At 63.8% G+C, this 20,561-nt stretch carries 20 protein-coding genes; 7 read left to right on the top strand and 13 right to left on the bottom strand.

What is annotated here, in order from left to right; all coding sequences use genetic code 11:
* Positions 1-54 precede the first annotated feature (54 nt).
* Positions 55-1,041, bottom strand: coding sequence for a UDP-glucose 4-epimerase GalE (galE, locus tag GDR53_RS11105; RefSeq protein WP_193334568.1), 987 nt, complete (start codon positions 1,039-1,041; stop codon positions 55-57).
* Between the two features lie 97 nt (positions 1,042-1,138).
* Here galE and galU point away from each other — a divergent pair, with 97 nt between their 5' ends.
* A complete protein-coding gene (gene galU, locus GDR53_RS11100; protein WP_193334567.1) occupies positions 1,139-2,023 on the top strand; it encodes a UTP--glucose-1-phosphate uridylyltransferase GalU in 885 nt (294 codons plus the stop codon).
* A gap of 3 nt (positions 2,024-2,026) precedes the next feature.
* Here galU and GDR53_RS11095 read toward each other — a convergent pair whose 3' ends face one another.
* From GDR53_RS11095 to GDR53_RS11085, 3 genes are all read right to left on the bottom strand, one after another.
* Positions 2,027-3,130, bottom strand: coding sequence for an outer membrane beta-barrel protein (locus GDR53_RS11095; RefSeq protein WP_193334566.1), 1,104 nt, complete (start codon positions 3,128-3,130; stop codon positions 2,027-2,029).
* Positions 3,131-3,422: 292 nt separating this feature from the next.
* On the bottom strand, positions 3,423-3,875 hold the full coding sequence (locus GDR53_RS11090) for an NfeD family protein (protein WP_193334565.1): 453 nt from the start codon (positions 3,873-3,875) through the stop codon (positions 3,423-3,425).
* Between the two features lie 10 nt (positions 3,876-3,885).
* Positions 3,886-4,851, bottom strand: a complete 966-nt coding sequence (locus tag GDR53_RS11085; RefSeq protein ID WP_193334564.1) for an SPFH domain-containing protein — start codon at positions 4,849-4,851, stop codon at positions 3,886-3,888.
* Between the two features lie 130 nt (positions 4,852-4,981).
* On the opposite strand from GDR53_RS11085, the gene ku reads away from it, so the two are divergent.
* Complete coding sequence (ku, locus tag GDR53_RS11080) at positions 4,982-5,860, top strand: non-homologous end joining protein Ku (protein ID WP_193334563.1); 879 nt, start codon at positions 4,982-4,984, stop codon at positions 5,858-5,860.
* A 3-nt stretch (positions 5,861-5,863) separates the two neighbouring features.
* Positions 5,864-8,503, top strand: a complete 2,640-nt coding sequence (ligD, locus tag GDR53_RS11075; RefSeq protein WP_193334562.1) for a DNA ligase D — start codon at positions 5,864-5,866, stop codon at positions 8,501-8,503.
* Between the two features lie 7 nt (positions 8,504-8,510).
* On the opposite strand, the gene modB is transcribed toward ligD, so the two are convergent.
* The 3 genes from modB to eda are packed head-to-tail and all read right to left on the bottom strand — an operon-like array spanning position 8,511 to position 10,612.
* Positions 8,511-9,191, bottom strand: coding sequence for a molybdate ABC transporter permease subunit (gene modB / locus GDR53_RS11070; protein ID WP_193334561.1), 681 nt, complete (start codon positions 9,189-9,191; stop codon positions 8,511-8,513).
* Between the two features lie 12 nt (positions 9,192-9,203).
* Positions 9,204-9,956, bottom strand: a complete 753-nt coding sequence (gene modA, locus GDR53_RS11065) for a molybdate ABC transporter substrate-binding protein (protein WP_232846604.1) — start codon at positions 9,954-9,956, stop codon at positions 9,204-9,206.
* A gap of 20 nt (positions 9,957-9,976) precedes the next feature.
* Entirely contained in the window at positions 9,977-10,612 is a 636-nt protein-coding gene (gene eda / locus GDR53_RS11060; RefSeq protein WP_193334560.1) for a bifunctional 4-hydroxy-2-oxoglutarate aldolase/2-dehydro-3-deoxy-phosphogluconate aldolase, read from the bottom strand.
* Positions 10,613-10,736: 124 nt separating this feature from the next.
* On the opposite strand from eda, the gene nadA reads away from it, so the two are divergent.
* Positions 10,737-11,804, top strand: coding sequence for a quinolinate synthase NadA (gene nadA, locus GDR53_RS11055; RefSeq protein WP_193334559.1), 1,068 nt, complete (start codon positions 10,737-10,739; stop codon positions 11,802-11,804).
* On the opposite strand, the gene GDR53_RS11050 is transcribed toward nadA, so the two are convergent.
* Positions 11,801-12,253 (bottom strand): hypothetical protein, encoded by a 453-nt coding sequence (locus GDR53_RS11050; RefSeq protein ID WP_193334558.1) that lies wholly within the window; start codon positions 12,251-12,253, stop codon positions 11,801-11,803. The genes nadA and GDR53_RS11050 overlap by 4 nt on opposite strands.
* A gap of 75 nt (positions 12,254-12,328) precedes the next feature.
* Between GDR53_RS11050 and GDR53_RS11045 the strand changes: the two genes are divergently transcribed.
* Positions 12,329-13,915 (top strand): L-aspartate oxidase, encoded by a 1,587-nt coding sequence (locus GDR53_RS11045; protein ID WP_193334557.1) that lies wholly within the window; start codon positions 12,329-12,331, stop codon positions 13,913-13,915.
* Here the strand turns inward: GDR53_RS11045 and GDR53_RS11040 are convergent, their stop codons facing one another.
* The 4 genes from GDR53_RS11040 to GDR53_RS11025 all read right to left on the bottom strand — a co-directional run bounded on the left by GDR53_RS11040 (position 13,916) and on the right by GDR53_RS11025 (position 17,134).
* Positions 13,916-14,791, bottom strand: a complete 876-nt coding sequence (locus tag GDR53_RS11040; protein WP_193334556.1) for a c-type cytochrome — start codon at positions 14,789-14,791, stop codon at positions 13,916-13,918.
* A gap of 65 nt (positions 14,792-14,856) precedes the next feature.
* The gene (locus GDR53_RS11035; RefSeq protein ID WP_210321318.1) at positions 14,857-15,270 is read right to left on the bottom strand and encodes a thioredoxin family protein; all 414 of its coding nucleotides are present in this window, start codon (positions 15,268-15,270) and stop codon (positions 14,857-14,859) included.
* A gap of 16 nt (positions 15,271-15,286) precedes the next feature.
* Positions 15,287-16,003: a cytochrome c biogenesis CcdA family protein gene (locus GDR53_RS11030; RefSeq protein WP_193334555.1), complete on the bottom strand. Its 717-nt coding sequence runs from the start codon at positions 16,001-16,003 to the stop codon at positions 15,287-15,289.
* A 105-nt stretch (positions 16,004-16,108) separates the two neighbouring features.
* Entirely contained in the window at positions 16,109-17,134 is a 1,026-nt protein-coding gene (locus tag GDR53_RS11025; protein ID WP_193334554.1) for a carbohydrate kinase family protein, read from the bottom strand.
* 161 nt (positions 17,135-17,295) lie between these two features.
* On the opposite strand from GDR53_RS11025, the gene GDR53_RS11020 reads away from it, so the two are divergent.
* Complete coding sequence (locus tag GDR53_RS11020; RefSeq protein WP_193334553.1) at positions 17,296-17,859, top strand: TRAP transporter small permease subunit; 564 nt, start codon at positions 17,296-17,298, stop codon at positions 17,857-17,859.
* The gene (locus tag GDR53_RS11015) at positions 17,859-19,250 is read left to right on the top strand and encodes a TRAP transporter large permease (protein ID WP_193334552.1); all 1,392 of its coding nucleotides are present in this window, start codon (positions 17,859-17,861) and stop codon (positions 19,248-19,250) included. The genes GDR53_RS11020 and GDR53_RS11015 overlap by 1 nt, the downstream gene beginning before the upstream one ends.
* 57 nt (positions 19,251-19,307) lie before the next feature.
* Here GDR53_RS11015 and GDR53_RS11010 read toward each other — a convergent pair whose 3' ends face one another.
* Positions 19,308-20,408 (bottom strand): TRAP transporter substrate-binding protein, encoded by a 1,101-nt coding sequence (locus tag GDR53_RS11010; RefSeq protein ID WP_193334551.1) that lies wholly within the window; start codon positions 20,406-20,408, stop codon positions 19,308-19,310.
* Positions 20,409-20,561 lie beyond the last annotated feature (153 nt).

Below are 20,561 nucleotides of genomic sequence, written 5' to 3'. Positions count from 1 at the left end.
CGTCAACGCCAGCAGAAATCCAGCAATAATCCCCCTTGGCGTGACCATGGTCAGCTAGCGGTTCCGCACCATCAGGTGCTTTTCCCAGGCATAGGCAGAGGTCACGATTTCAGTAAGATCATCATGCTGGGGCACCCAGCCGAGCAGGCTGCGCACCTTCTCGCCGGTCGCCGTGATCGAGGCGGGATCGCCGGCGCGACGTGGTCCCTCGTCGGCCCGCAGATCGACGCCCGACACCTTGCGCACGGTCTCAACCACCTCGCGCACGGAATAGCCCTTGCCATAGGCGCAGTTGAGCGTCGTGTTCTGCCCGCCGCCCCGCAAATGCCGCAGCAGCAGCGCGTGCGCCGCAATCAGGTCGGTGACGTGAATATAGTCGCGCACACCCGTGCCATCGGGCGTTTCGAAATCGGTCCCGAAGATATCCATCTTCTCGCGCTGTCCCAGCGCCGTCTGGCAGGCCACCTTGATCAGATGGGTCGCCCAGGGCGAGGACTGCCCGCTGCGACCCTGCGGATCGGCACCAGCCACATTGAAGTAGCGCAGCACGCCATAGGTCATGGGATGGGCCTCGGCCACGTCGGCCAGCATCATCTCGGTCATCAGCTTGGACCGGCCATAGGGCGACATGGGATTGAGCGGCGTGGTCTCCACCACCGGCGCCAGGCCCGTCATGCCATAGACCGCCGCAGTGGACGAGAAGATGAAATGCTTGACGCCGCCCTTGACCGCCGCCTCGATCAGGCTGCGCGAAGTGGCGGTGTTGTTGCCGTAATATTTGAGCGGATTGGTCACCGACTCGGGGACCACGATGGACCCTGCGAAGTGCACGATTTCGGTGATGGCGTGTTTCTTGATCAGGCCCAGGACGAAGTCGACATCGCCTGCATCGCCCTCTTCGAACACCGCCCGGCCATCGATGGCCCAGTCAAAGCCGGTCACCAGATTGTCCAGCACGACAACCTTTTCCCCGGCATCGGTCAGGCTCAGAACCATGTGGCTGCCGATATAGCCAGCGCCGCCAGTAACCATCACCACCATTCGTATAGCCCTTTGCAACTGCAACGCAATTTTCTGTCGTGATATTATACAAGGGTTGCGATAGCCTTACGCCCAAAATCAGCACGGAGTTAAATCTTTGTCCAAGCGCGTCAGAACAGCCGTATTCCCCGTAGCCGGTCTTGGAACGCGATTCCTGCCTGCGACCAAGGCTCTCCCCAAGGAAATGCTGACCGTTGTGGACCGCCCCCTCATTCAATATGCGGTGGACGAGGCGCGCGAGGCCGGGATCGAGCACTTTGTCTTCGTCACCGGGCGCAACAAGGGCGTGATCGAGGATCATTTCGACCGCCAGTTCGAGCTTGAGACCACGCTCGAACTGCGCGGCAAGACGGCAGCGCTCGATGAACTGCGCAAGGATTTGCCGTCTGCCGGCCGCACCAGCTTCACCCGCCAGCAGGAGCCGCTCGGCCTGGGGCACGCGGTATGGTGCGCCCGCGACATCGTCGGCGACAGCCCCTTCGCGCTGCTGCTGCCCGACATGCTGTTCAAGAGCGAGCCAGGCGTGCTCAAGCAGATGATGGATGCCTATGAAGAGACTGGCGGCAACGTCATCGCCGTTGAGGAAGTGCCGCACAAGGAGGTCTCGTCCTACGGCGTCATCGCCCGCGGCGCGGGCCCAGACAACGGCTTTGCCATTACCCAGATGGTCGAAAAACCCAAGCCCGAAGAAGCACCGTCCAACCTGATCATTTCCGGCCGCTATATCCTGCAGCCCGAGATTTTCAGCCTGCTGGCCGACCAGCCACGCGGCGCCGGCGGCGAAATCCAGATCACCGATGCCATGCAGACCCTGATGCACAGCCAGTCCTTCACCGGTGTCAAATATCAGGGCCAGAGCTTTGACTGCGGCAGCAAGATCGGTTTCCTGACCGCCAATGTGGTCTATGCGCTTGATCGGGACGATATTCGCGAAGGCTTCATCAAGCAGTTGCGCCTGCTCGACCTCGGCGACCCGTTCTAGCACTCAACGCGACAGCGTAACGCCAAACGTCACCTGGTGCGCATCCTGCGCACCATTGGTGCTGCTCTCGAACTGGTCGTAATTGTAGTCGCCTGTCAGCGCGGTATGGGCATTGAGCTTGTAGTCGCCACCGGCGCCCCAGCCATAGCCACTCTCGGTCGTGCTGCTGCCGACAAAGCTGGCGCGGTTCCAGTCAGCCAGCGCCCGCAAGGCCAGCCAGGAATTGACCGTATATGCAATCTCGGCATTGGCGCCGTAGCCAATGCGCGTCGTTCCCGCGCCATCGGGACCGGGAGGCGACACAGTCGTGGCCAGGCCCAGGGTCATGCGCATTGTCGGGTCCGGCCTGAAAATGACTTGTGCATCATAGGTCTGGGCGGTGACCTCACCCAGGCTGGCCGCATCAAAGCGCCGCATGGTGATACCCGTCGAGGCCGTAGCCTCGAGGACCTCGCTCCAGCGTCCGGTGACCCCGGCCTCAAGGGATGTGGTCGTCGCATCCGGCCTCAGCCCCAGCGATGTCGATGGCCGGTCAAACACATCGCGCCCGACATCGGCCGCGCCGAACACCTCAAAGATCGGCGTGATCTGGAAGCCGACACGCAGCCCCGCATCCAAGGCCCACACGTCCTGGTCGGCATTGTCGACCACGGCCCCGCTGGTGAGCGTCGTCGCCCCATAGACATATCGGTCCGCCGACCCCGTGACGCCGATATTGAATTTCCCGAACTGCCGCGTCACGCCCACATCGCCGCCACCGCTGATGGTCTGGGGCGCGATAGCGATGGTGCTGGCCACCCCCGGCGTGCCGGCAACCTCGCGCGACAGCGCGAAGCGGCCGCCACCGGTCAAAGTGGTGTCACGATCCAGCGCATAATCCACGCTGCCGGAAAGCCGCAAAGCACTGACATCCACCGCCCCCTGATTGGACCGGACGATGTCGGCACTGCCATTGCCTTTGAGATTGGATCGCGAACCGGTGTGATCCAGGCTCACCGAAGGAATGAGCCGAGTGTCGAATCGCTCGCCGCCGCTGAACTTGGTGTAGGTACCGCGCAGGGCTACGGACCAGTCGATATCGAAAGGAGCATCGTGAGGCTCGCGCAAGCCCGCGCCACTGCTCAATACCGGGTCTGCGGGATACGTCCCCGCAACCAGCCGGTCATTGTCGGCCTTCGCCCCGTCGCCGTTCCAGGCCAGCGATTGCCCCAGCGCGGGCGCAACCAGGCACAGGCCGCCAATGACCCCGGTCCGCCAAACCCAATGAAGCAGCCGCAGGGACACTTTCAGACCGCCCGCCCAACAAGACAAATCGGCACACCGATCCCGACTTGGGACCACAGCGATCCCAGGTCCGGCGATCCTTCCATCTTATAGTTAATGAAGCCTTGCCATGGACTTACAACATTGGCTCGACGGTGAGAACGGCGCCGTCGCTGCCCACGATCCGCACCCGCTGCCCCACCGGCAGGTCAGGACCTGACACACGCCAGACCGTATCGCCCAGCACCACGCGGCCAAAGCCCTGCTCGATCGCCTGCTCCAGCACTGTTTCGTGACCGATGAAATGGTCGGCCCGGCGATTGAGCAACGGGCGGTCCGAGACTGACGGCCGGCGACGATTCCATTGCAGCCACGCTGAAATGCTCAGCAGGGACAGCAGGCCGAAGACCAGCCACTGCAGCGGCCAGGGCATCGGCTGAACCAGAGTGAGCGCGCCGGTGACCAGCCCGGAAATCCCCATCCACAGCAGGAATCCGCCCGGGACAACCAGTTCCAGTGCCAGCAGAATCATCCCCAGAACGATCCAGGACCAGGGACCATTGGCGGCAATGAAATCGACCACTTGCATCGCGGCCCCGCTACGCTTTGCCGGCGGGCGGCGGCCGGCTTGGCCGCGGCGCTGCCGGGGCGGCGCCCCCGAAGGTCTCGCGAGCGATCTCGGCAATGCCGCCGATGGCGCCGATCACGCTCGCGGCTTCCATCGGCATCATCAGCAGCTTCTGGTTCGGCGATTTGGCGATGGATTCCAGGGCCTTGATGTAGTTGTTGGCGACAAAATAGTTGATCGCCTGCACGCTGCCGGCTGCGATCGCCGCACTCACCACCTGCGTCGCCATGGCCTCTGCCTCCGCCGAGCGCTCGCGCGCCTCGGCGTCGCGGAACGCCGCTTCCCTGCGGCCCTCGGCTTCCAGCACCTGCGCCTGCTTGGCGCCTTCTGCTTGCAGGATGGCACTTTGCCGGCGCCCCTCTGCCTCAAGGATGGCGGCGCGCTTCTCGCGCTCGGCCTTCATCTGGCGACCCATCGATTCCACCAGGTCCTTGGGAGGATCAATGTCCTTGATCTCGATGCGGGTGATCTTGACGCCCCAGGGCGCCACGGCCGCGTCCACCACATGCAGCAGCCGCTGGTTGATGCCGTCGCGGTTGGACAGCAGTTCGTCCAGATCCATCGAGCCCATCACCGTGCGGATATTGGTCATGGTCAGGTTGAGGATGGCATTCTCGAGATTGGACACTTCATAGGCCGCCGCTGCGGCATCGAGGATCTGGTAGAACGTTACGCCATTGGCGGTGATCGAGGCATTGTCGCGCGTGATCACCTCCTGGTGCGGCACGTCGAGCACCTGCTCCATCACGTTGATGCGCTTGCCGATGGCATCGATGAACGGCACGATCAGGTTGAGGCCGGGCTTGAGCGTGCGGGTATATTTTCCAAACCGCTCAATGGTGAAATTGTAGCCTTGGGGCACCGTCTTGGCACCGGCAAACAGTACCAGCAGGGCCAGAATGCCCAAACCGATCAGCGCAATGCTGAAGCCATCCATCGCCGACTCTCCCTTGTCCAGTTGCCAGACCTTATGGGTGCATCAGGATGGGCGCAACGCCAGGAGCGGCGGAACAAAGGCACTGGCGGAGTCGTTGTCGGCAAAAGTCCCCGAGTCCGGTGAACCAGCCATGCCAGCGTCACGCCCCATCTGGAAAGGCCAGCTGCGCCTTTCCCTCGTCTCCATCGCGGTGGAGCTGTACACCGCGACAAAATCCAACGCCAAGCCGAGCTTCCGGCAGATCCACGAGCCGACCGGCAAGCCCATCAACTACGAAAAGGTGGTCGCCGGTGTCGGGCCGGTCGACAAGGACGAGATCATGAAGGGCTTCGAATACGAGAAGGGCGACTATGTCCTGCTCACCGAAGACGAGATCGACGCCGTCAAGCTCGACACCCGCAAGACCCTTGAACTGACCCAGTTTGTCGGCGCCTGCGAGATCGACCCGATCTACTATGACAAGCCCTACTTCGTCGTCCCTGCCGATGAGCTGGCTGAAGACGCCTTCCGCGTCATCCGCGATGCGTTACGCCAGAGCGAAAAGGTCGGGCTGGGGCAACTGGCCCTGCGCGGCAAGGAATATCTCGTGGCCATCAAGCCGACAGGCACCGGCCTGCTGATGGAAACGCTCCATTATGAGGAAGAAATCCGCAAATCCGATCCGTTTTTCTCTGAAATCTCTGCGAAAAAGGCCGATCCAGATCTGCTTGAAGTCGCCACCGCCCTCATCGAAAAGAAGACGGCCAAGTTCGACGCCAGCGTCTTCAAGGATCACTATCAGGCCGCCTTGCGCGACCTGATTGCCGCTAAGCTCAAATCCAAGGGCAAGACGGTTTCGACCAAAGATGAGCCCGCCGAGTCGCGGCCCAGCGGCTCCAATGTGGTCGACCTGATGGCCGCCCTCAAGTCGAGCCTTGAGGGGAGCAGTGGGAGCAAGGCCGCCCCGGCCAAGAAGACCACCGCGAAGAAACCGGCGACCAAAGCCGCCCCGCGCAAGAAGGCCAGCTAGGCCATGGCCAGCAAAGCCAACACCCTGCTCAAGGATTATCACGCCAAGCGCGACTTCACCAAGACGCAGGAGCCCTCGGGCCAACAGTCCGAGGCGGCCGCGGGCAACCGCTTCGTCGTGCAGAAACACGACGCCACCCGGCTGCATTTTGATTTCCGCATCGAACTCGACGGCGTGCTCAAGAGCTGGGCGGTGACCAAGGGGCCGTCGGACAATCCCGCCGATAAGCGCTTGGCCGTCCGGGTCGAGGACCACCCGGTCGACTATGGCAGCTTTGAAGGCACCATTCCTAAGGACGAGTATGGCGGCGGCACCGTCATGCTGTGGGACCAGGGCACCTGGGAACCCATTGGCGATCCGCATGAAGGTCTTGAGGGCGGTGATCTCAAGATGCGCCTGCATGGCCAGCGCATGCAGGGCGAATGGGTGCTGGTGCATATGAAGGGCCGCGACAGCAAACGCAAGTCCGGCCCCCCGCGCGAAAACTGGCTGCTGATCAAGCACAAGGATGACTACGCCAAAGACGCAGAAACCCTCGTCCCGCGCTTCACCAGATCGGTCTCGACCGGCCGCGATATGGCCGGCATTGCCAACGGGCTCAAGCCCAAAAAACAGAGCAAGACCCAGGCCGATGCCGTCTGGCACTCCGACCCCGACAAGGCCGTCGACAATCCCGCGCCGGGCAAGGCCAAGGCGACGAAGAAATCCACCGCTGCCCTGCCCGAGTTCCAGCCGCCCCAGCTAGCCACTCTCGTCAATGACATCCCCACCGGGTCCGACTGGGTGTTCGAGATGAAATATGACGGCTATCGCTGCCAGGCCGCGATCGCCGGCGACCAGGTGCGCCTCTACACGCGGACCGGCAAGGATTGGACCGAGCAGTTTGCCGCCATCGTGCCGCCGCTCACCCGCATCACCAAGGGGAGCGCGCTGATCGACGGCGAGCTCTGCGCCTTCGACTCCAAGGGCCGCACGGACTTCTCTACCCTCAAGGACCACCTTTCCAATGGCGGCCCGCTGACCTTTTTCGCCTTTGATCTGCTTGAGCTCGATGGCAAGGACCTTACCGGCCTCACGCTGACCGAGCGCAAGGCCAGGCTCGAAAGGCTGCTGGGCAAGATCGACGGATCATCGCTGGTGCAGTTTTCGGCCCATGTCACCGGCAACGGCCAGAAGGTCTTCGACGCCATCAGTCGAGAGGGCCATGAAGGCATCATCGCCAAGCAGGCCGATGCCCCCTATCGCGGTGAGCGCACCAAGAGCTGGCTCAAGATCAAGGCCAGCAAGCGTCAGGAATTCGTCATTGCCGGCTGGTCTCCCTCGGCCAAGAAGAAGTCCTTTGCCTCGCTGCTGCTGGGCACCTGGGAGGACGGCAAGCTGATTTATCGCGGCCGCGTCGGCACCGGCTTTACCGTAGACCAGGCCGACGCCTTGCAGGCTGAGCTCGACGTCCGCAGCCGCAAGACCAGTCCCTTTGTGGAAGTGCCTAAGCCCATTGCCCGCGCGGCCCATTGGGTAACGCCGGAACTGGTTGCCGAAATCGGCTTTGCCGAGTTCACTCCCGATGGCATTCTGCGCCACCCGTCCTTTCTGGGCCTGCGCGAGGATAAGCCTGCCCAGGAGATCGTGCTCGAGCAGGCGGACCGCGATTCCCCGGAGGGCAAAGCAATGCCGCGGCCCAAGACACCGCCCAAGGCGAAGCCGGCCTCGGCCAGGGTCAGTGCACTCAGCAACGCGGCCGGCCTTGCCGCCGCAGAGGCGGCCGGCATCAAACTCACCAGCCCTGATCGCATCGTCTATCCCGGCCAGGGCGTCACCAAGGCGGGCCTCGTCGCCTATTACGCCGCCGTGGCGGAGCGCATGCTGCCCTATCTTGCCAATCGCCCGCTCAGCCTGCTGCGCTGCCCCCAGGGTCGGGCAAAATACTGCTTCTTCCAGAAGCACGACACGGGTGGCTTTCCCGAGGGTCTCAAGTCACTGCTGATCACCGAGAAGGACGGCAGCAAGGAGGACTATTTCTATCTCGATGACCTCGCCGGCCTGATCGCCGGCACGCAGATGAACGTGCTCGAATGGCACATCTGGGGCTCGCGCACCGCCGATGTGGAAAAGCCCGAACGCATCATCTTCGATATCGACCCGGACGAGGGCCTGGGCTTTGCGGATGTTCGGGCTGCGGCCACCGATATCCGCGATACGCTGGACGCACTGGGCCTCAAGAGCTATCCGCTGGTCAGCGGCGGCAAAGGCGTGCATGTCATCGCCCCGCTGACACCCAAGGCCGAGTGGCCAGAGGTCAAGGCCTTCTGCAAGGCGGTCGCCCAGCTTCTGGCAGAGCATCAACCTGACCGTTTCGTCGCCACGATGAGCAAGGCCAAGCGCAAGGGCAAACTGTTCATCGACTATCTACGCAATGAACGCGGCTCGACCGCCATTGCACCTTGGTCGAGCCGGTCGCGCGAAGGCGCGCCGGCTGCCGTGCCCGTAACCTGGGAAGAACTCGAGAGCGTGACCGCCGCCAACCAGTTCTCGCTGGCCATCGCCGCCGAACGGGCCAAAGCGCCCGATCCCTGGACCGACTATTTCAAGCTCGACCAGTCCATCAGCAAAGCCATGCTCAAGGCAGTCGGGGCGGACGTCTAGAGCCCTTCTAGGGCATCGGGACGTTGACGCGGCGGTCGATCGTCAGGGTTATGGCAATGACCACGAAGGCAAACACGACCATCCCCAGGGCGAGCACATGCGCCTCCTGCCATTGCAGCCGCTCGACATAGTCATAGAGCGCAATGGCGATCACCTTGGTCTGGCCCGGAATATTGCCGCCGATCATCAGCACCACGCCGAACTCGCCCACCGTGTGTGCAAAAGTCATCACCGCGCCGGTGATATAGGCCGGACGCGCCAATGGCAGGGAGATCTGCCAGAACCGCCGCCAGGGACTGGCACCCAGGCTGGAGGCCGCGTCCAGCATATCGGTGCCGATCGCCCCGAAACCGTTGCGCAGCGGCTGCACCATGAAGGGCAGCGAATAAAAGAACGACCCGATCACAAGACCGGTGAAGGAGAAGGCCAGGGTCCGCCCGCCCCACAGCCCGGCGATCCAGCCACCGGGCCCGTTCGGGCCCAGGGCGATGAGCAGATAAAAGCCCAGCACCGTGGGCGGCAGCACCAGCGGCATGGCGACCAGGGCGCCAACCAGTTCGCGATAGCGGCTCGGGCTGCGGGCCAGCCACCAGGCAATGGGCGTCCCCACCAGCAGCAGGATCAGCGTATTGATGCTGGCCAAAGTCAGCGTCAGGCTGACCGGCGCCCAGATATCACCAAAGCTCATCCGTCCCGTCCGCTATTCGACCCGATACCCTGCCGCTTCTATCACGACCCGAGCGGCATCGCTGCGCAGGAATTGTAGATAGGCCATGGCAGCCGGATTGGCCTCGCCTGTCTTGAGCAGGACCGCATCCTGCCGGATCGGTTCATGGAGCGCTGCCGGGACTAGCCACGCGCTGGTCTTGCCGATCACCTGACTGGCCGCGACAAAGCCGAGTTCGGCATTGCCGCTTTCGATGAACTGCAGCGTCTGGGAGATGTTCTCGCCGGTCACCAGCTTGGGCATGATCACTTCAGTCTGGCCCAAAGCCATCAGCGTTTCAACTGCAGCCCGGCCATAGGGCGCGGTCTCGGGGTCGGCTATGGCAAGCTTGTCGAACGCATCTGCCCGGAGCACAGCCTCGCCGTCGCCCAGATCCATCGACGTGCTGTAAAGCGCCAGCGCGCCAATGGCATAGGTGAACACCGTACCTTCCACTGCCAGCCCCTCGGTCACGGCAAGGGCGGGCCGTTCGTCATCGGCCGCCAGCAGCACCTCGAACGGCGCGCCCTGGCTGATCTGGGCATAGAGCTGGCCGGTGGCGCCAAAACTGTAGAGGGCGTCATGGCCGGTCTCGGCCTTGAACAGCGGCGCCAACTGCTCGGCCACGGCGGTGAAATTGGCCGCTACGGCGACGCTGACCGTCTCGGCCCGCGCTGCGGGGCTGGCCAGCACCGCCACGCTCACAGCGACCCCGGCGAGCTGACCGATCAGCCTGGCATTCGTCACAGCAGCCTCCTGCGAACTCGCTAGCCCCGCAGCTGGCTGGCTTCGCGCGCCAGCGCTTCGATCCGGGCCCAGTCATTGGCCTCCAGCGCGTCGGCCGGCATGATCCAGCTGCCACCCACACAGATCACATTGGGCAGGCCGAGATAGATCTTGGCTTTGGCCGCATCGATGCCGCCAGTGGGGCAGAAGGTGATGTCGGACAGCGGCGAGGCAAACGCCTTGAGCACCGGCGCGCCGCCATTGGCTTCGGCTGGGAAGAACTTGAGGAAACCATAGCCCCGTTCCGACGCCGTCATCGCCTCGCTCGGCGTGGCAATGCCCGGCAACAGGGGAATGCCGATATCATCGGCCGCGTCGAGAATGCGCGGGGAGATGCCCGGCGAGACCATGAAGCGGCAGCCGGCATCGACTGACTGCTTCATGTGCAGCGCCGTGCGCACGGTACCCGAGCCGACAATGGCGCCAGTCACCTTGGCCATTTCTTCCATGACCTTGAGCGCATTGGGGGTGCGCAGCGTCACTTCGAGAATAGGCAACCCGCCGGCCACCAGGGCCTCTGCCAGAGGTCGCGCCTGGCTGACATCATCAAGAATGATCACCGGCACGACAGGCGCCAGCGACAGGATGGAGCGAAGGGCGGCGGTATCTTGCGGCATGGTGGGGCCTTTCAGCGGTGGATTGGCAAAGGGTTAGGAGCTTGGCCAATTTCCTGCAACCCCGTTCATTGAAAAGCCGGCGAATAATCCCTAGGTTCCCCCTCGGTATCGAGAGGGACTTTCCATGGCGCAGACCATCAACGCGATCACGCCCCTCGATGAGGCCCGGGCCATTCTTGGCAGCCATTTCGACCTCAAGTTTTCCGATTCTGTCGAACGTGCCACAGCCCCGGTGTTCGAGCGGGTGCGCGACAAGATCCCCGAGATCGAGTGGCCCTTCTATGCGCCGCTGATTTTCCAGATCAACCGGCTCAAGGCGGAAAAGGATGCGATCATCCTGGCGCATAATTACCAGACGCCCCAGATCTATCACGGCGTGGCCGATATCGTCGGCGACAGCCTGCAGCTGGCGATCGAGGCCACCAAGGTGCGCCAGCAGGTGATCGTGCAGTGCGGTGTGCACTTCATGGCCGAGACCTCCAAGCTGCTCAACCCCGACAAGACCGTGCTCATTCCCGACAGCCGCGCCGGCTGCTCGCTGGCGGAATCCATCACCGTGGCAGACGTCATGGCCATGCGCGACATGTATCCCGGCGTGCCGGTAGTGACCTATGTCAACACCTCGGCAGCGGTGAAGGCCGTGACCGACGTGTGCTGCACCTCCTCCAATGCGCTCGACATCGTCAATCGGGTCGATGGGGACACCGTCATCATGATTCCCGACCAGTACCTGGCCAAGAACACCGCCAAGAAGACGTCCAAGAAGATCATCACCTGGGCCGGTGCCTGCGAGGTACACGAGACCTTCACGGCGGACGATATCGCCGAACTGCGCCATGCCTATCCCACGGCCAAGATCATCGCCCATCCCGAATGCCCGCCCGAAGTGATCGACGCAGTGGACTTTGCCGGCTCGACTGCCGCCATGATCGACTGGGTCAAGACCACCCGTCCGGCCCGCGTGGTCATGGTCACGGAGTGCTCGATGTCCGACAATGTCGCCAGCGAGACCACCGGCGTCGATTTCCTGCGCGGCTGCAATATCTGCCCGCACATGAAACGCATCAATCTTGAGAACGTGCTGTGGAGCCTGCACACCATGACCGAGGAGGTCACTGTGCCCGCCGAGATCATCCCGGCGGCCCGCCTCGCCGTCGAGCGCATGATCGAGATGAGCCGCAAGGGCGATTAGGTGCCCAGCACGCTCCGCCGATGAAACGCCAGATGGGCGGGGCTGGGTTGGAACAGCCCTTCTGCTGGCACCAGCAGGCGACCCGAGCTGTTGAGCCGAACGAGGACCGCGCGATCCAGGGCGTCCGGATTGGGCACAACGAAGCTATAATCGTCCTCGACCAATATCTGCCCCCGGCGGAAGGCCTGAGCCGCATGTTCTTCAAGCGCGATGTAATTGTTGATCTGCAGCGGCCCGCCCGCCTCGCGCGGTCGGATCGCCTCCACCGCCAGATGCGGGTGCAGCAGGCCGGTCTCGGGCAGGAACTTTTCACCGGTAAGGGCGCAGCGATAACCATAGGCGCTCAGCACCAGGCGATAGATCGCCTCATAGGCCTCGAGCGGCGCCGCCGCAGAAAACCCGGTCTGACGCTCTTCGCCCAGCCCCTTGTCGTCGTCTGAACCTGCCATCCTTGCAGCCCCGATCTTGCTACGGCAAAGACCTTACGGGCAAATACCTAGTTTGAGAACAGTGCGGAACCGTCCATGACCCTCGACAACACCCTCAATGCCGATGGCGCCCTGATAGTCGGCGCAGGTCTCGCCGGTCTTTTCACGGCCCTCAAGCTGGCGCCGCGGCCGGTGACCGTGCTCTCGCCCAAGCCCCTGGGCTTTGGCGCCAGTTCGGCCTGGGCCCAGGGCGGCGTCGCGGCGGCGGTCGGACTGGGCGATAGCAGCCATGCTCATGCTGTCGACACCGAAATGGCCGGGGCCGGCATCGTTGACCACGGCATCGCCGAAAGCGTTACCGCCGAAGCCGCCGCCCGCATCGAGGACCTGGCGCGCTGGGGCACACCTTTCGATCGCGATGATTTCGGCAATTATGCGCTGGGCAAGGAAGCCGCCCATTCGGCCAACCGCATCGTCAAGGTCGAGGGCGACCGGGCTGGCTGGGCCATCATGCAGGCCATCATTGCCGAAGTCCGCCGCACCCCCTCCATTCGTATAGTCGAGGGCATCACCGCCCTCAGCCTCGCCCGCGACAATGGCCGCATCGTCGGCGTCTTCTGCCGCAAGCTGGGCGACCGCTATTCCGAGCCGGTCTTCATCCGCGCCCGCGCTACCGTGCTGGCCGCCGGCGGCCTGGGCGGGCTCTATGCCGTCACCACCAATCCGCCGGGCGTGCGCGGCCACGCCATGGGCATGGCGGCCCGCGCCGGCGCCTTGATTGCCGACGCCGAATTCGTGCAGTTTCACCCCACCGCCATCGCTACCGGCGCCGATCCCGCCCCGCTCGCAACCGAGGCCCTGCGCGGCGAAGGCGCCATCCTGGTCAACGATCTGGGCGAGCGCTTCATGCCCGCCATTCACCCCGACGCCGAACTGGCCCCGCGCGACATCGTCGCCCGGGCCAATTTCCGCCAGATCCAGTCGGGCCGCCGGGTCTTTCTCGACACCAGGCAGGTCCTGGGCGCCGCCATCCTGACGCGCTTTCCTACCGTGGCCCAGTATTGTCTCGATGCCGGCATCGACCCGGTCAACGGCATGATTCCGGTGACGCCCGCCGCTCATTTCCACATGGGCGGGGTCAAGGTAGACGAGCGCGGACGCTCGTCGCTGCCGGGCCTGTGGGTCTGCGGCGAGGCCAGTTGCACGGGCCTGCATGGCGCCAATCGCCTGGCCTCCAATTCCCTGCTCGAAGCCACCGTCTATGGCGCGCGCATTGCCGATGACATTGGCGGGCTCGAGCCGGTGCGCAATCTCGCCCCGTTCAGGGGCATCGAATGGAACGAAGCCGAAGGCGCCAAGGCCGAGGCGGTCCTGCGTGATCTGCCGGCCGTGCAGCAGTTGCGAGCGGTAATGACCGCGCTTGTCGGCGTGGAGCGCGATGCAACCGGCCTCAAGCAGGCGCTGCGCCAGATCGCCGCCCTCGAGGCCACTGCCGAACAGGTCACCAGCGCCTTTCTCAACATGACGACCTCAGCCACCCTGGTGGCCGCCGCCGCCCTCAAGCGCACTGAAAGCCGGGGCGGTCATTTCCGCACCGATTTTCCGGCCACCGACGACGCGACCTGGGAACACCACACGACCATGACGCTTGACGAAGCGCTCGCCATCCGCGCCGAGGCCTGATCACTCGGCCAGCAGGTATGCCGCGATCGCCTGCCGGTCGGCCTCGGTCCATTGTGAGGTACCGTCGCTGATCACCTCGCCCATGGCGCCGCCCAGCACGTCAAACCCGGGTGTAAAGCCGTCGGCCAGGGTCTGGGCCAGGGTGTCCACGTCATAGCCCTCATCCAGCAGCGCCTGCCGGGTCAGCGCCGGTGCCCGCCCGCCGGTACCGCCCGGAGAGCCCGTCAATGCCTGATCCCAGTCCAGCGCGCCCAGGGCATTGCGCGGCGAGTGACAGGCGACGCAATGGGCGGGCCCATAGGCCAGGTACTTGCCACGGTTGTAGGTGTCGGAACGTCCCTCCTCCGGCACAAATCGCGCAGGCGAAAAAAACAGGTTCTGCCAGCCCGCCATGGCCAGCCTTACATTGAAGGGGAACGGGATCTGGTTCTCGGCCGCCGGTGTGCTTACCGGCTCGGTCGCCATCAGGGCGGCATAGAGATCGACGATCTCCTGATCGCTCATCAGCGTGTAGTTTTCATAGGGAAAGACCGGATAGAGATGACCCTGCGGTCCCATGCCGTTGCTCATGGCGTCGCTGAACTGCGCCAAAGTCCAGCTGCCAATCCCGGCATCGGGGTCCGACGTGATATTGGGCGGCACGAAGGTACCGAACTGGGTTTCGAGCCCGAACCCGCCCGCCAGAAACCCCGTACCGGCCTGGTTATTGGTATGGCAGGCCACGCAGCCGCCAAGCCGGATCAGGTAATTGCCCCGCTCCACATCCCCCACCAGAGTCAGATCGCGCGCTGGCCCGCTGACCGGCTTGAGCAGATAGCCCGCGGCGCCAATGCCGATGACGGCCAGTGCCGCCACACCCCAAACCCAAAGCCGCACGGTTCACCCCTCAACTGACGCACCGATACAAACAGAGCCTGCCGCGCGATGCAATAAAGGGTGGGTCAGGACACTCCCAGTTCGAGAAGCGCGGCGATCTTGTCCTCGCGCGTTTCGGCGACCAGGCGTCCGAGTTCGGTAGCGCCGCGCATCATCACCAGGGTCGAACGCCGCGGGATGGCCATCCGCTGCACCAGCTCGCCCCGACCGTACTTGTCCCAGTCAACGCGAACGATCAGGATCGACGCATAGCGCGGATCCGCCTTGATCAGGCTGTCGAGTACCCGCTGCTGGGCCGCACAGGTGACGCACCAGCTGGCATAGAAATCGAGCAGATAGGGTTTGCCCCAGGCCTCCAGCTTGGGCAGGCTATCGTCCGAATAGTCCGTAATGGCGAGCGCGGAAGCCGGTCCGCTCACCGTTGTGGCGGCCAGGCCGGCCAGCAGGGCCAGCGCTGCACGTCGATCGATTTTCATCATCACAAGCTCCTCAAGTTCAAAGACTGACGGAAATTTCGGTGAACCAGCCTGGCAGCGTGGCAAGAGCCCAGCCCTCCAGAATCCGGTCGACATGAAAGATAATGCCCAAGCCGACCACGATCAGGCCGATGCCCAGAATGGTCTTGGCATAGGGCATGACCCGGCTGAGCAAGGCGCGACGGCTGGCAATCAGGGAACGCGCACCATAGGCCAGCGCCAGCATGACCGTGGCGGCGCCCAGCGAGAACATCACCATGATGGCAAAGGCAAACAGCAGGTTCTCGCCCTGCGCTGCCAAACCGATGGCGCCGCCCAGGGTTGGCCCGATACAGGGCGACCAGGCCAGCCCCAGCAGCGCGCCGGCCAGCACCTCGCCGCCCAGCCCGCGCCCCTCGACCTGCCCCATCAGTTGGGTGCCACCGCTGGCGGCGGCACCAGCCAGCCGCGAAAAGCCCATCTGCGCCTGCGGCACCAGCTGCACCACACCGAACGCGACCATGATCCAGCCGGCAGCGACAGCGATATCTTCCTGGGCCAGGCCGGTGGCCCTGGTGATGCCAAATATGGAAATGCCGGCAAGGGTGAAACTCACCGCCAGCCCCGCGGCCATGGCCAGTGGACCCAGCGGATGGCGCGCCACCGAACCGGCAGCAATCAGCGGCAGCAGCGGCAGCACGCAGGGATTGAGCAGGGTCAGCAGGCCCGCTGCATAGGCAAGGATCAGATCAAGCACAGCATGGCCCCGGAACCTCCGCTATCAAAGCAGATACGCCAGTCATTCGCCTTTGGACCCTTTGGGGTTACCGCGGGGCTATCACCTCATCGTGAAGTGACAAGCTCAGGCGCCCATTACCGCATCGACTTCCGCCCTTGTCGGCGGCTTGCAGCCCTTGCGGCCGCAATTGATGCCTGCCACCACGGCGCCGAAAGCCAGCATATCGGCCAGAGCGGCGGCGTCGAGGGCCGTCAGCCGACCCGGCTTGAGCAGATCACGTTCATCCAGCCAGGACAGGATGCCTGCCATCAGGCTGTCGCCCGCGCCAACCGTGTCGCCAAACACCGGCGGCGCATAGATCGCCGCCTGCGCCGTGCCGGCAGCGGTGAAGGCCCGCGACCCCTTGTCGCCCAGGGTGATGACGACCAGTTTGCAGTTGGGGCGGCCCAGCAGCTCGGCTGCGTGCTGCTCGATGGATTTGCTGCTGTCGAGGGCGTCGAGATCCTCCTCGGACATTTTGACCACATGGGTGAGGTCAAGGAAGTCCGAAAGCCGCGCCTTGTAGCCGGCAAAGTCGTCGATCAGGCTGGGTCGCACATTGGGATCCATCGAAATGGTCGCTCCCTTGGCGATGGCGGCCCGGACGATCTGCAGCCACTGGGCGGCTTCATCCGGTTTGATCGGGCAGAAGCCGCCGATCTGGTAGAGCTCGAGCTGCTCGGGCAGCGCGGCAATCGCCTTGGTCGCGTCGATCGCGCCGTCGGCCGAGCGGTAAAAGCCGTAGCGGGCATTGTGATTGCTGTCGAAATTGATCACCGCCAGCGTGGTATATTCTGCCATGCGCTCGGGCAGCAGCGGCGTGACACCGGCCGCCTTGAGCGGGCCCAGCAGATAGTCGCCAAAGGCATCCGCCGAAATCGGGCACAGGAAGCCGGTTTCATTCCCCAGCTTGGCCAGCGCAATGGCGCAGTTATAGGGTGAGCCGCCCTGGTGGGCGGTCATGACGATCTGATCCTCGCCGTCGCGGCCGATCAGCCGGCCATCCGACAGCGCCACTTCGGCCTTGAGATCGATCAGGCTTTCACCACCCACGACAAACATGCACTGCTCCCCCGCCAGATCGCGCTTGGGCGCGATGGGCAGCGACATAGCATTTCTGCCGGCTTTGTCACCAGCTTGAGGCGACTTTCGTCGCAGACGACGGCGTGACAGTTGACCTTGCGGGCTTATCCTGCTCAATCCAAGGATAGTCGGGCTCGAACTGGGATCAAGACCAGCGGGCCATCGAGGGGACAAGGGAGGACCAGCTGTTGCAACTTCTTGCCTGGATTGTCAGGGCCATCAGTGCCCTCAACAGGGTGGTCGGCGAGACCCTCTCCTGGTTGGCGCTGGCCTGCGTGCTGGTCTGTTTCACCGTCGTGGTGCAGCGCTATTTCTTCAATACATCGACGCTGTGGGTGCAGGACCTTTATGTCTGGCTCAGCGGGGCCATGTTCACCGGCGTGGCCGGCTTTGCCCTGCTGCGCGACGACCATGTGCGCGTCGACATTTTCTATCGCCCGGCGCCGGTTCGTCGCAAAGCCATGGCCGATCTGTTCGGCGTCGTCTTCTTCCTGATGCCCTTTATCTATGTTGTCTTCCAGTTCGGCTGGGTAGCGGTTGCCCGCTCCTGGGGCTATTACGAGGGTTCGAGCAATATCGGCGGCATGCCGGGCCTGTTCGTGCTCAAGAGCTTCATCATCGTCTTCTGCGTTCTGGTCGGCCTGCAGGGCCTGGCCATGGCGCTGCGCGCCATCCTGGTCTTGGCAGATCGCGAACAATTGCTGCCCGAACACCTGCGCTACAGCGCCAATGACGCCAAGGAAGCCCATTGATGGACCCGATCCTGCTTGGTGAAATTCTCGCCGCCCTGATGTTTGTTGGCGTCATCGGCGTGCTGATGCTTGGCTTTCCGGTGGCTTTCTCGCTGGCCGGCACAGCCCTGATCTTCGGCCTCGTCGGTTGGATGCTCGGCGTCTTCGACCCCTCCAATTACGGGTCCCTGGTTGGTCGCTATATCGGCCTGATGACCAATGAAGTGCTGGTGGCGGTGCCGCTCTTTGTCTTCATGGGCGTGATGCTGGAACGAAGCGGCATTGCCGAGCAATTGCTGCTGACCATGGGCAAGCTGTTCGGCAATCTGCGCGGCGGTCTCGGCCTTTCGGTGATCCTGGTCGGCGCCCTGCTGGCCGCCTCCACCGGCGTCGTCGGCGCGACCGTCGTCACCATGGGCCTGATCTCGCTGCCGGCCATGCTGCGCGCCGGCTACGATCCCAAACTGGCGACCGGGGTCATCTGCGCCTCGGGCACGCTGGGACAGATCATCCCGCCATCGACCGTCCTGATCTTCATGGCGGACATCCTCTCGGGCATCAATGCCCAGGTGCAGATGGAAAAGGGCAATTTCGCCCCCGAGCCCGTTTCGGTGGGTGCACTGTTTGCCGGCGCCATCATTCCCGGCCTGCTGCTGGTCGGGCTCTATGCCAGCTGGGTGGTCTTCAAGGCGGTCACCGACCCCAAGTCCTGCCCCGCCACGCCGGTACCCCAAGCCGAGAAGGCCGGGCTGATGCGCGAGGTCTTCGTGGCGCTGGTGCCGCCACTGCTGCTGATCCTGGCCGTGCTCGGGTCGATCCTGGCCGGCGTCGCCACGCCGACCGAGGCGGCCTCTGTCGGCGCCATCGGCGCCATGGTGCTGGCCGCCCTGCGGGGCAGGCTGGGCTTTTCGATCCTGCGCCAGGCCGTGGTCTCCACCGCCACCATCACCTCGATGGTCTTCATCATCCTGTTCGGTGCCGCGGTCTTCTCGATCGTCTTCCGCATGATGGGCGGCGACAATCTGGTGCATGAATTCCTCTCGGCCATGCCGGGCGGCGCCATCGGCGCCACCATCATCGTCATGCTGATCATGTTCCTGCTCGGCTTCATCCTCGACACCTTCGAGATCATCTTCATTGTCATCCCCATCACCGCGCCCGTGCTGCTGGCCCTGGGGGTCGATCCGATCTGGCTGGGCGTGATGGTTGGCGTCAACCTGCAGACCAGCTTCCTGACCCCGCCCTTCGGCTTTGCCCTGTTCTACCTGCGTGGCGTGGCGCCACGCAGCATCAGCACCGGCATGATCTACAAGGGTGTCATCCCCTTCGTACTGCTGCAGATCACCGGCCTGTTTCTTCTCTTCCTATTCCCCGACCTGATCACCTGGCTGCCCCGGCTGATCTACAATTAGCACAAGCAAAAGGCCCGGGGATTTCCCCGGGCCTTTCTCATTGTCGCCTGCGTGGCGTCAGGTGTACTTGATGTACTTCTCGCGGGCCGCCAGATAGGGCATGTCGGTGCCTTCGGTGCGCTGGCGCAGCAGGTTGAACGCCGAGACGAAGCTCTCGGCCGTTTCCTTGGTCAGCGCGTCGCCGCCTTCGCGGATTTCGGCGATCAGTTCCATCGATGCCTTGGCACCGGCTTCCATGATCTCCTCGGGGAAGCGGCGCACCTGCACGCCATGCTCGCTGACCAGCGCATTGAGCGCGCGCGGATCATTGGCATACATGTCCGAAGCCACCTCGTCATAGGAAGCCTGGGCGGCAATGCGGACGATTTCCTGCAGGTCTTCCGGCAGGGCCTGGAACTTGGCCTTGTCGACGGCGATTTCCGTGGCGAGGCCCGGCTCGACGAAGCTGGGGAAGTAGTAGTTCTTGGCGATCTGGTAAAAGCCCAGCGCCAGATCGTTGTAGGGGCCGACGAATTCGGCGGCATCGAGCGTACCCGACTGCAGGGCGGCAAAGATTTCGCCGGCGGCAAGGTTGGTCACCGAAGCGCCCAGCTTGCCCCAGACCTGGCCACCCAGGCCCGGCGTGCGGAAGCGCAGGCCCTGGATATCGGCAACGCCGGTCAGTTCATTGCGGAACCAGCCGCCGGCCTGCGTGCCGGTATCGCCCGACAGGAAGCCCTGCAGACCGAACTGGTCATAGACCTTGTCCCAGATTTCCTGGCCGCCGAGATAGCGCACCCAGGCGGTCAGCTCACGATTGGTCATGCCGAAGGGCACGCCGGTGAAAAAGCTCAGCGCCTGGCTCTTGTTCTGCCAGTAATAGGGCGTGCCATGGCTCATTTCGGCCGAGCCGTCGATGACGGCGTCGAGCGCCTGCAGGCCCGGCACCATTTCGCCGGCAGCAAAGACCTGCACGGTGAGACGGCCACCCGAGGCCTTGGTGATGCGATCGGCCAGCGTCTGCGCGCCGACGCCCAGGCCCGGAAAGTTCTTCGGCCAGGTGGTGACCATGCGCCAGGTGATATTGCCCTGGGCCAGGGCTGGGGCCGCCAGTGTGGTGGCCGCAGCGGCGCCGATGGTGGCGACCGAAGCGGTCTTGAAAAATTCGCGTCTTTTCATTGCGTTCCTCCGTAAGCCGCCGGCGTTTTGCCGGCAGCGCCGGTGTCGCTTGTCGCCCTCTCCCAGACGGTGCGCACCAGTTGGCGCTACCAAAGCAATGTCCCACCGCCCTGTCCAGCCTCTTGTCTTCTGGCCGGCTAATCTCTTCGGATA

The sequence above is a fragment of the Devosia beringensis genome, from assembly GCF_014926585.1.
Taxonomy (GTDB): domain Bacteria; phylum Pseudomonadota; class Alphaproteobacteria; order Rhizobiales; family Devosiaceae; genus Devosia; species Devosia beringensis.
This window is presented reverse-complemented; position numbering and strand designations above follow the sequence as displayed.

Excerpts from the sequence above, each read along its gene's own strand:
- eda (WP_193334560.1), bottom strand. The coding sequence starts at position 10,612 with ATGCCGCAAGATACCGCCGCCCTTCGCTCCATCCTGTCGCTGGCGCCT.
- modB (WP_193334561.1), bottom strand. The coding sequence starts at position 9,191 with ATGAGCTTTGGTGATATCTGGGCGCCGGTCAGCCTGACGCTGACTTTG.
- GDR53_RS11015 (WP_193334552.1), top strand. The coding sequence starts at position 17,859 with ATGGACCCGATCCTGCTTGGTGAAATTCTCGCCGCCCTGATGTTTGTT.
- GDR53_RS11025 (WP_193334554.1), bottom strand. The coding sequence starts at position 17,134 with ATGTCGCTGCCCATCGCGCCCAAGCGCGATCTGGCGGGGGAGCAGTGC.
- GDR53_RS11085 (WP_193334564.1), bottom strand. The coding sequence starts at position 4,851 with ATGGATGGCTTCAGCATTGCGCTGATCGGTTTGGGCATTCTGGCCCTG.
- ligD (WP_193334562.1), top strand. The coding sequence starts at position 5,864 with ATGGCCAGCAAAGCCAACACCCTGCTCAAGGATTATCACGCCAAGCGC.
- GDR53_RS11010 (WP_193334551.1), bottom strand. The coding sequence starts at position 20,408 with ATGAAAAGACGCGAATTTTTCAAGACCGCTTCGGTCGCCACCATCGGC.
- nadA (WP_193334559.1), top strand. The coding sequence starts at position 10,737 with ATGGCGCAGACCATCAACGCGATCACGCCCCTCGATGAGGCCCGGGCC.
- GDR53_RS11045 (WP_193334557.1), top strand. The coding sequence starts at position 12,329 with ATGACCCTCGACAACACCCTCAATGCCGATGGCGCCCTGATAGTCGGC.
- galE (WP_193334568.1), bottom strand. The coding sequence starts at position 1,041 with ATGGTGGTGATGGTTACTGGCGGCGCTGGCTATATCGGCAGCCACATG.
- ku (WP_193334563.1), top strand. The coding sequence starts at position 4,982 with ATGCCAGCGTCACGCCCCATCTGGAAAGGCCAGCTGCGCCTTTCCCTC.
- GDR53_RS11035 (WP_210321318.1), bottom strand. The coding sequence starts at position 15,270 with ATGATGAAAATCGATCGACGTGCAGCGCTGGCCCTGCTGGCCGGCCTG.
- GDR53_RS11090 (WP_193334565.1), bottom strand. The coding sequence starts at position 3,875 with ATGCAAGTGGTCGATTTCATTGCCGCCAATGGTCCCTGGTCCTGGATC.
- GDR53_RS11050 (WP_193334558.1), bottom strand. The coding sequence starts at position 12,253 with ATGGCAGGTTCAGACGACGACAAGGGGCTGGGCGAAGAGCGTCAGACC.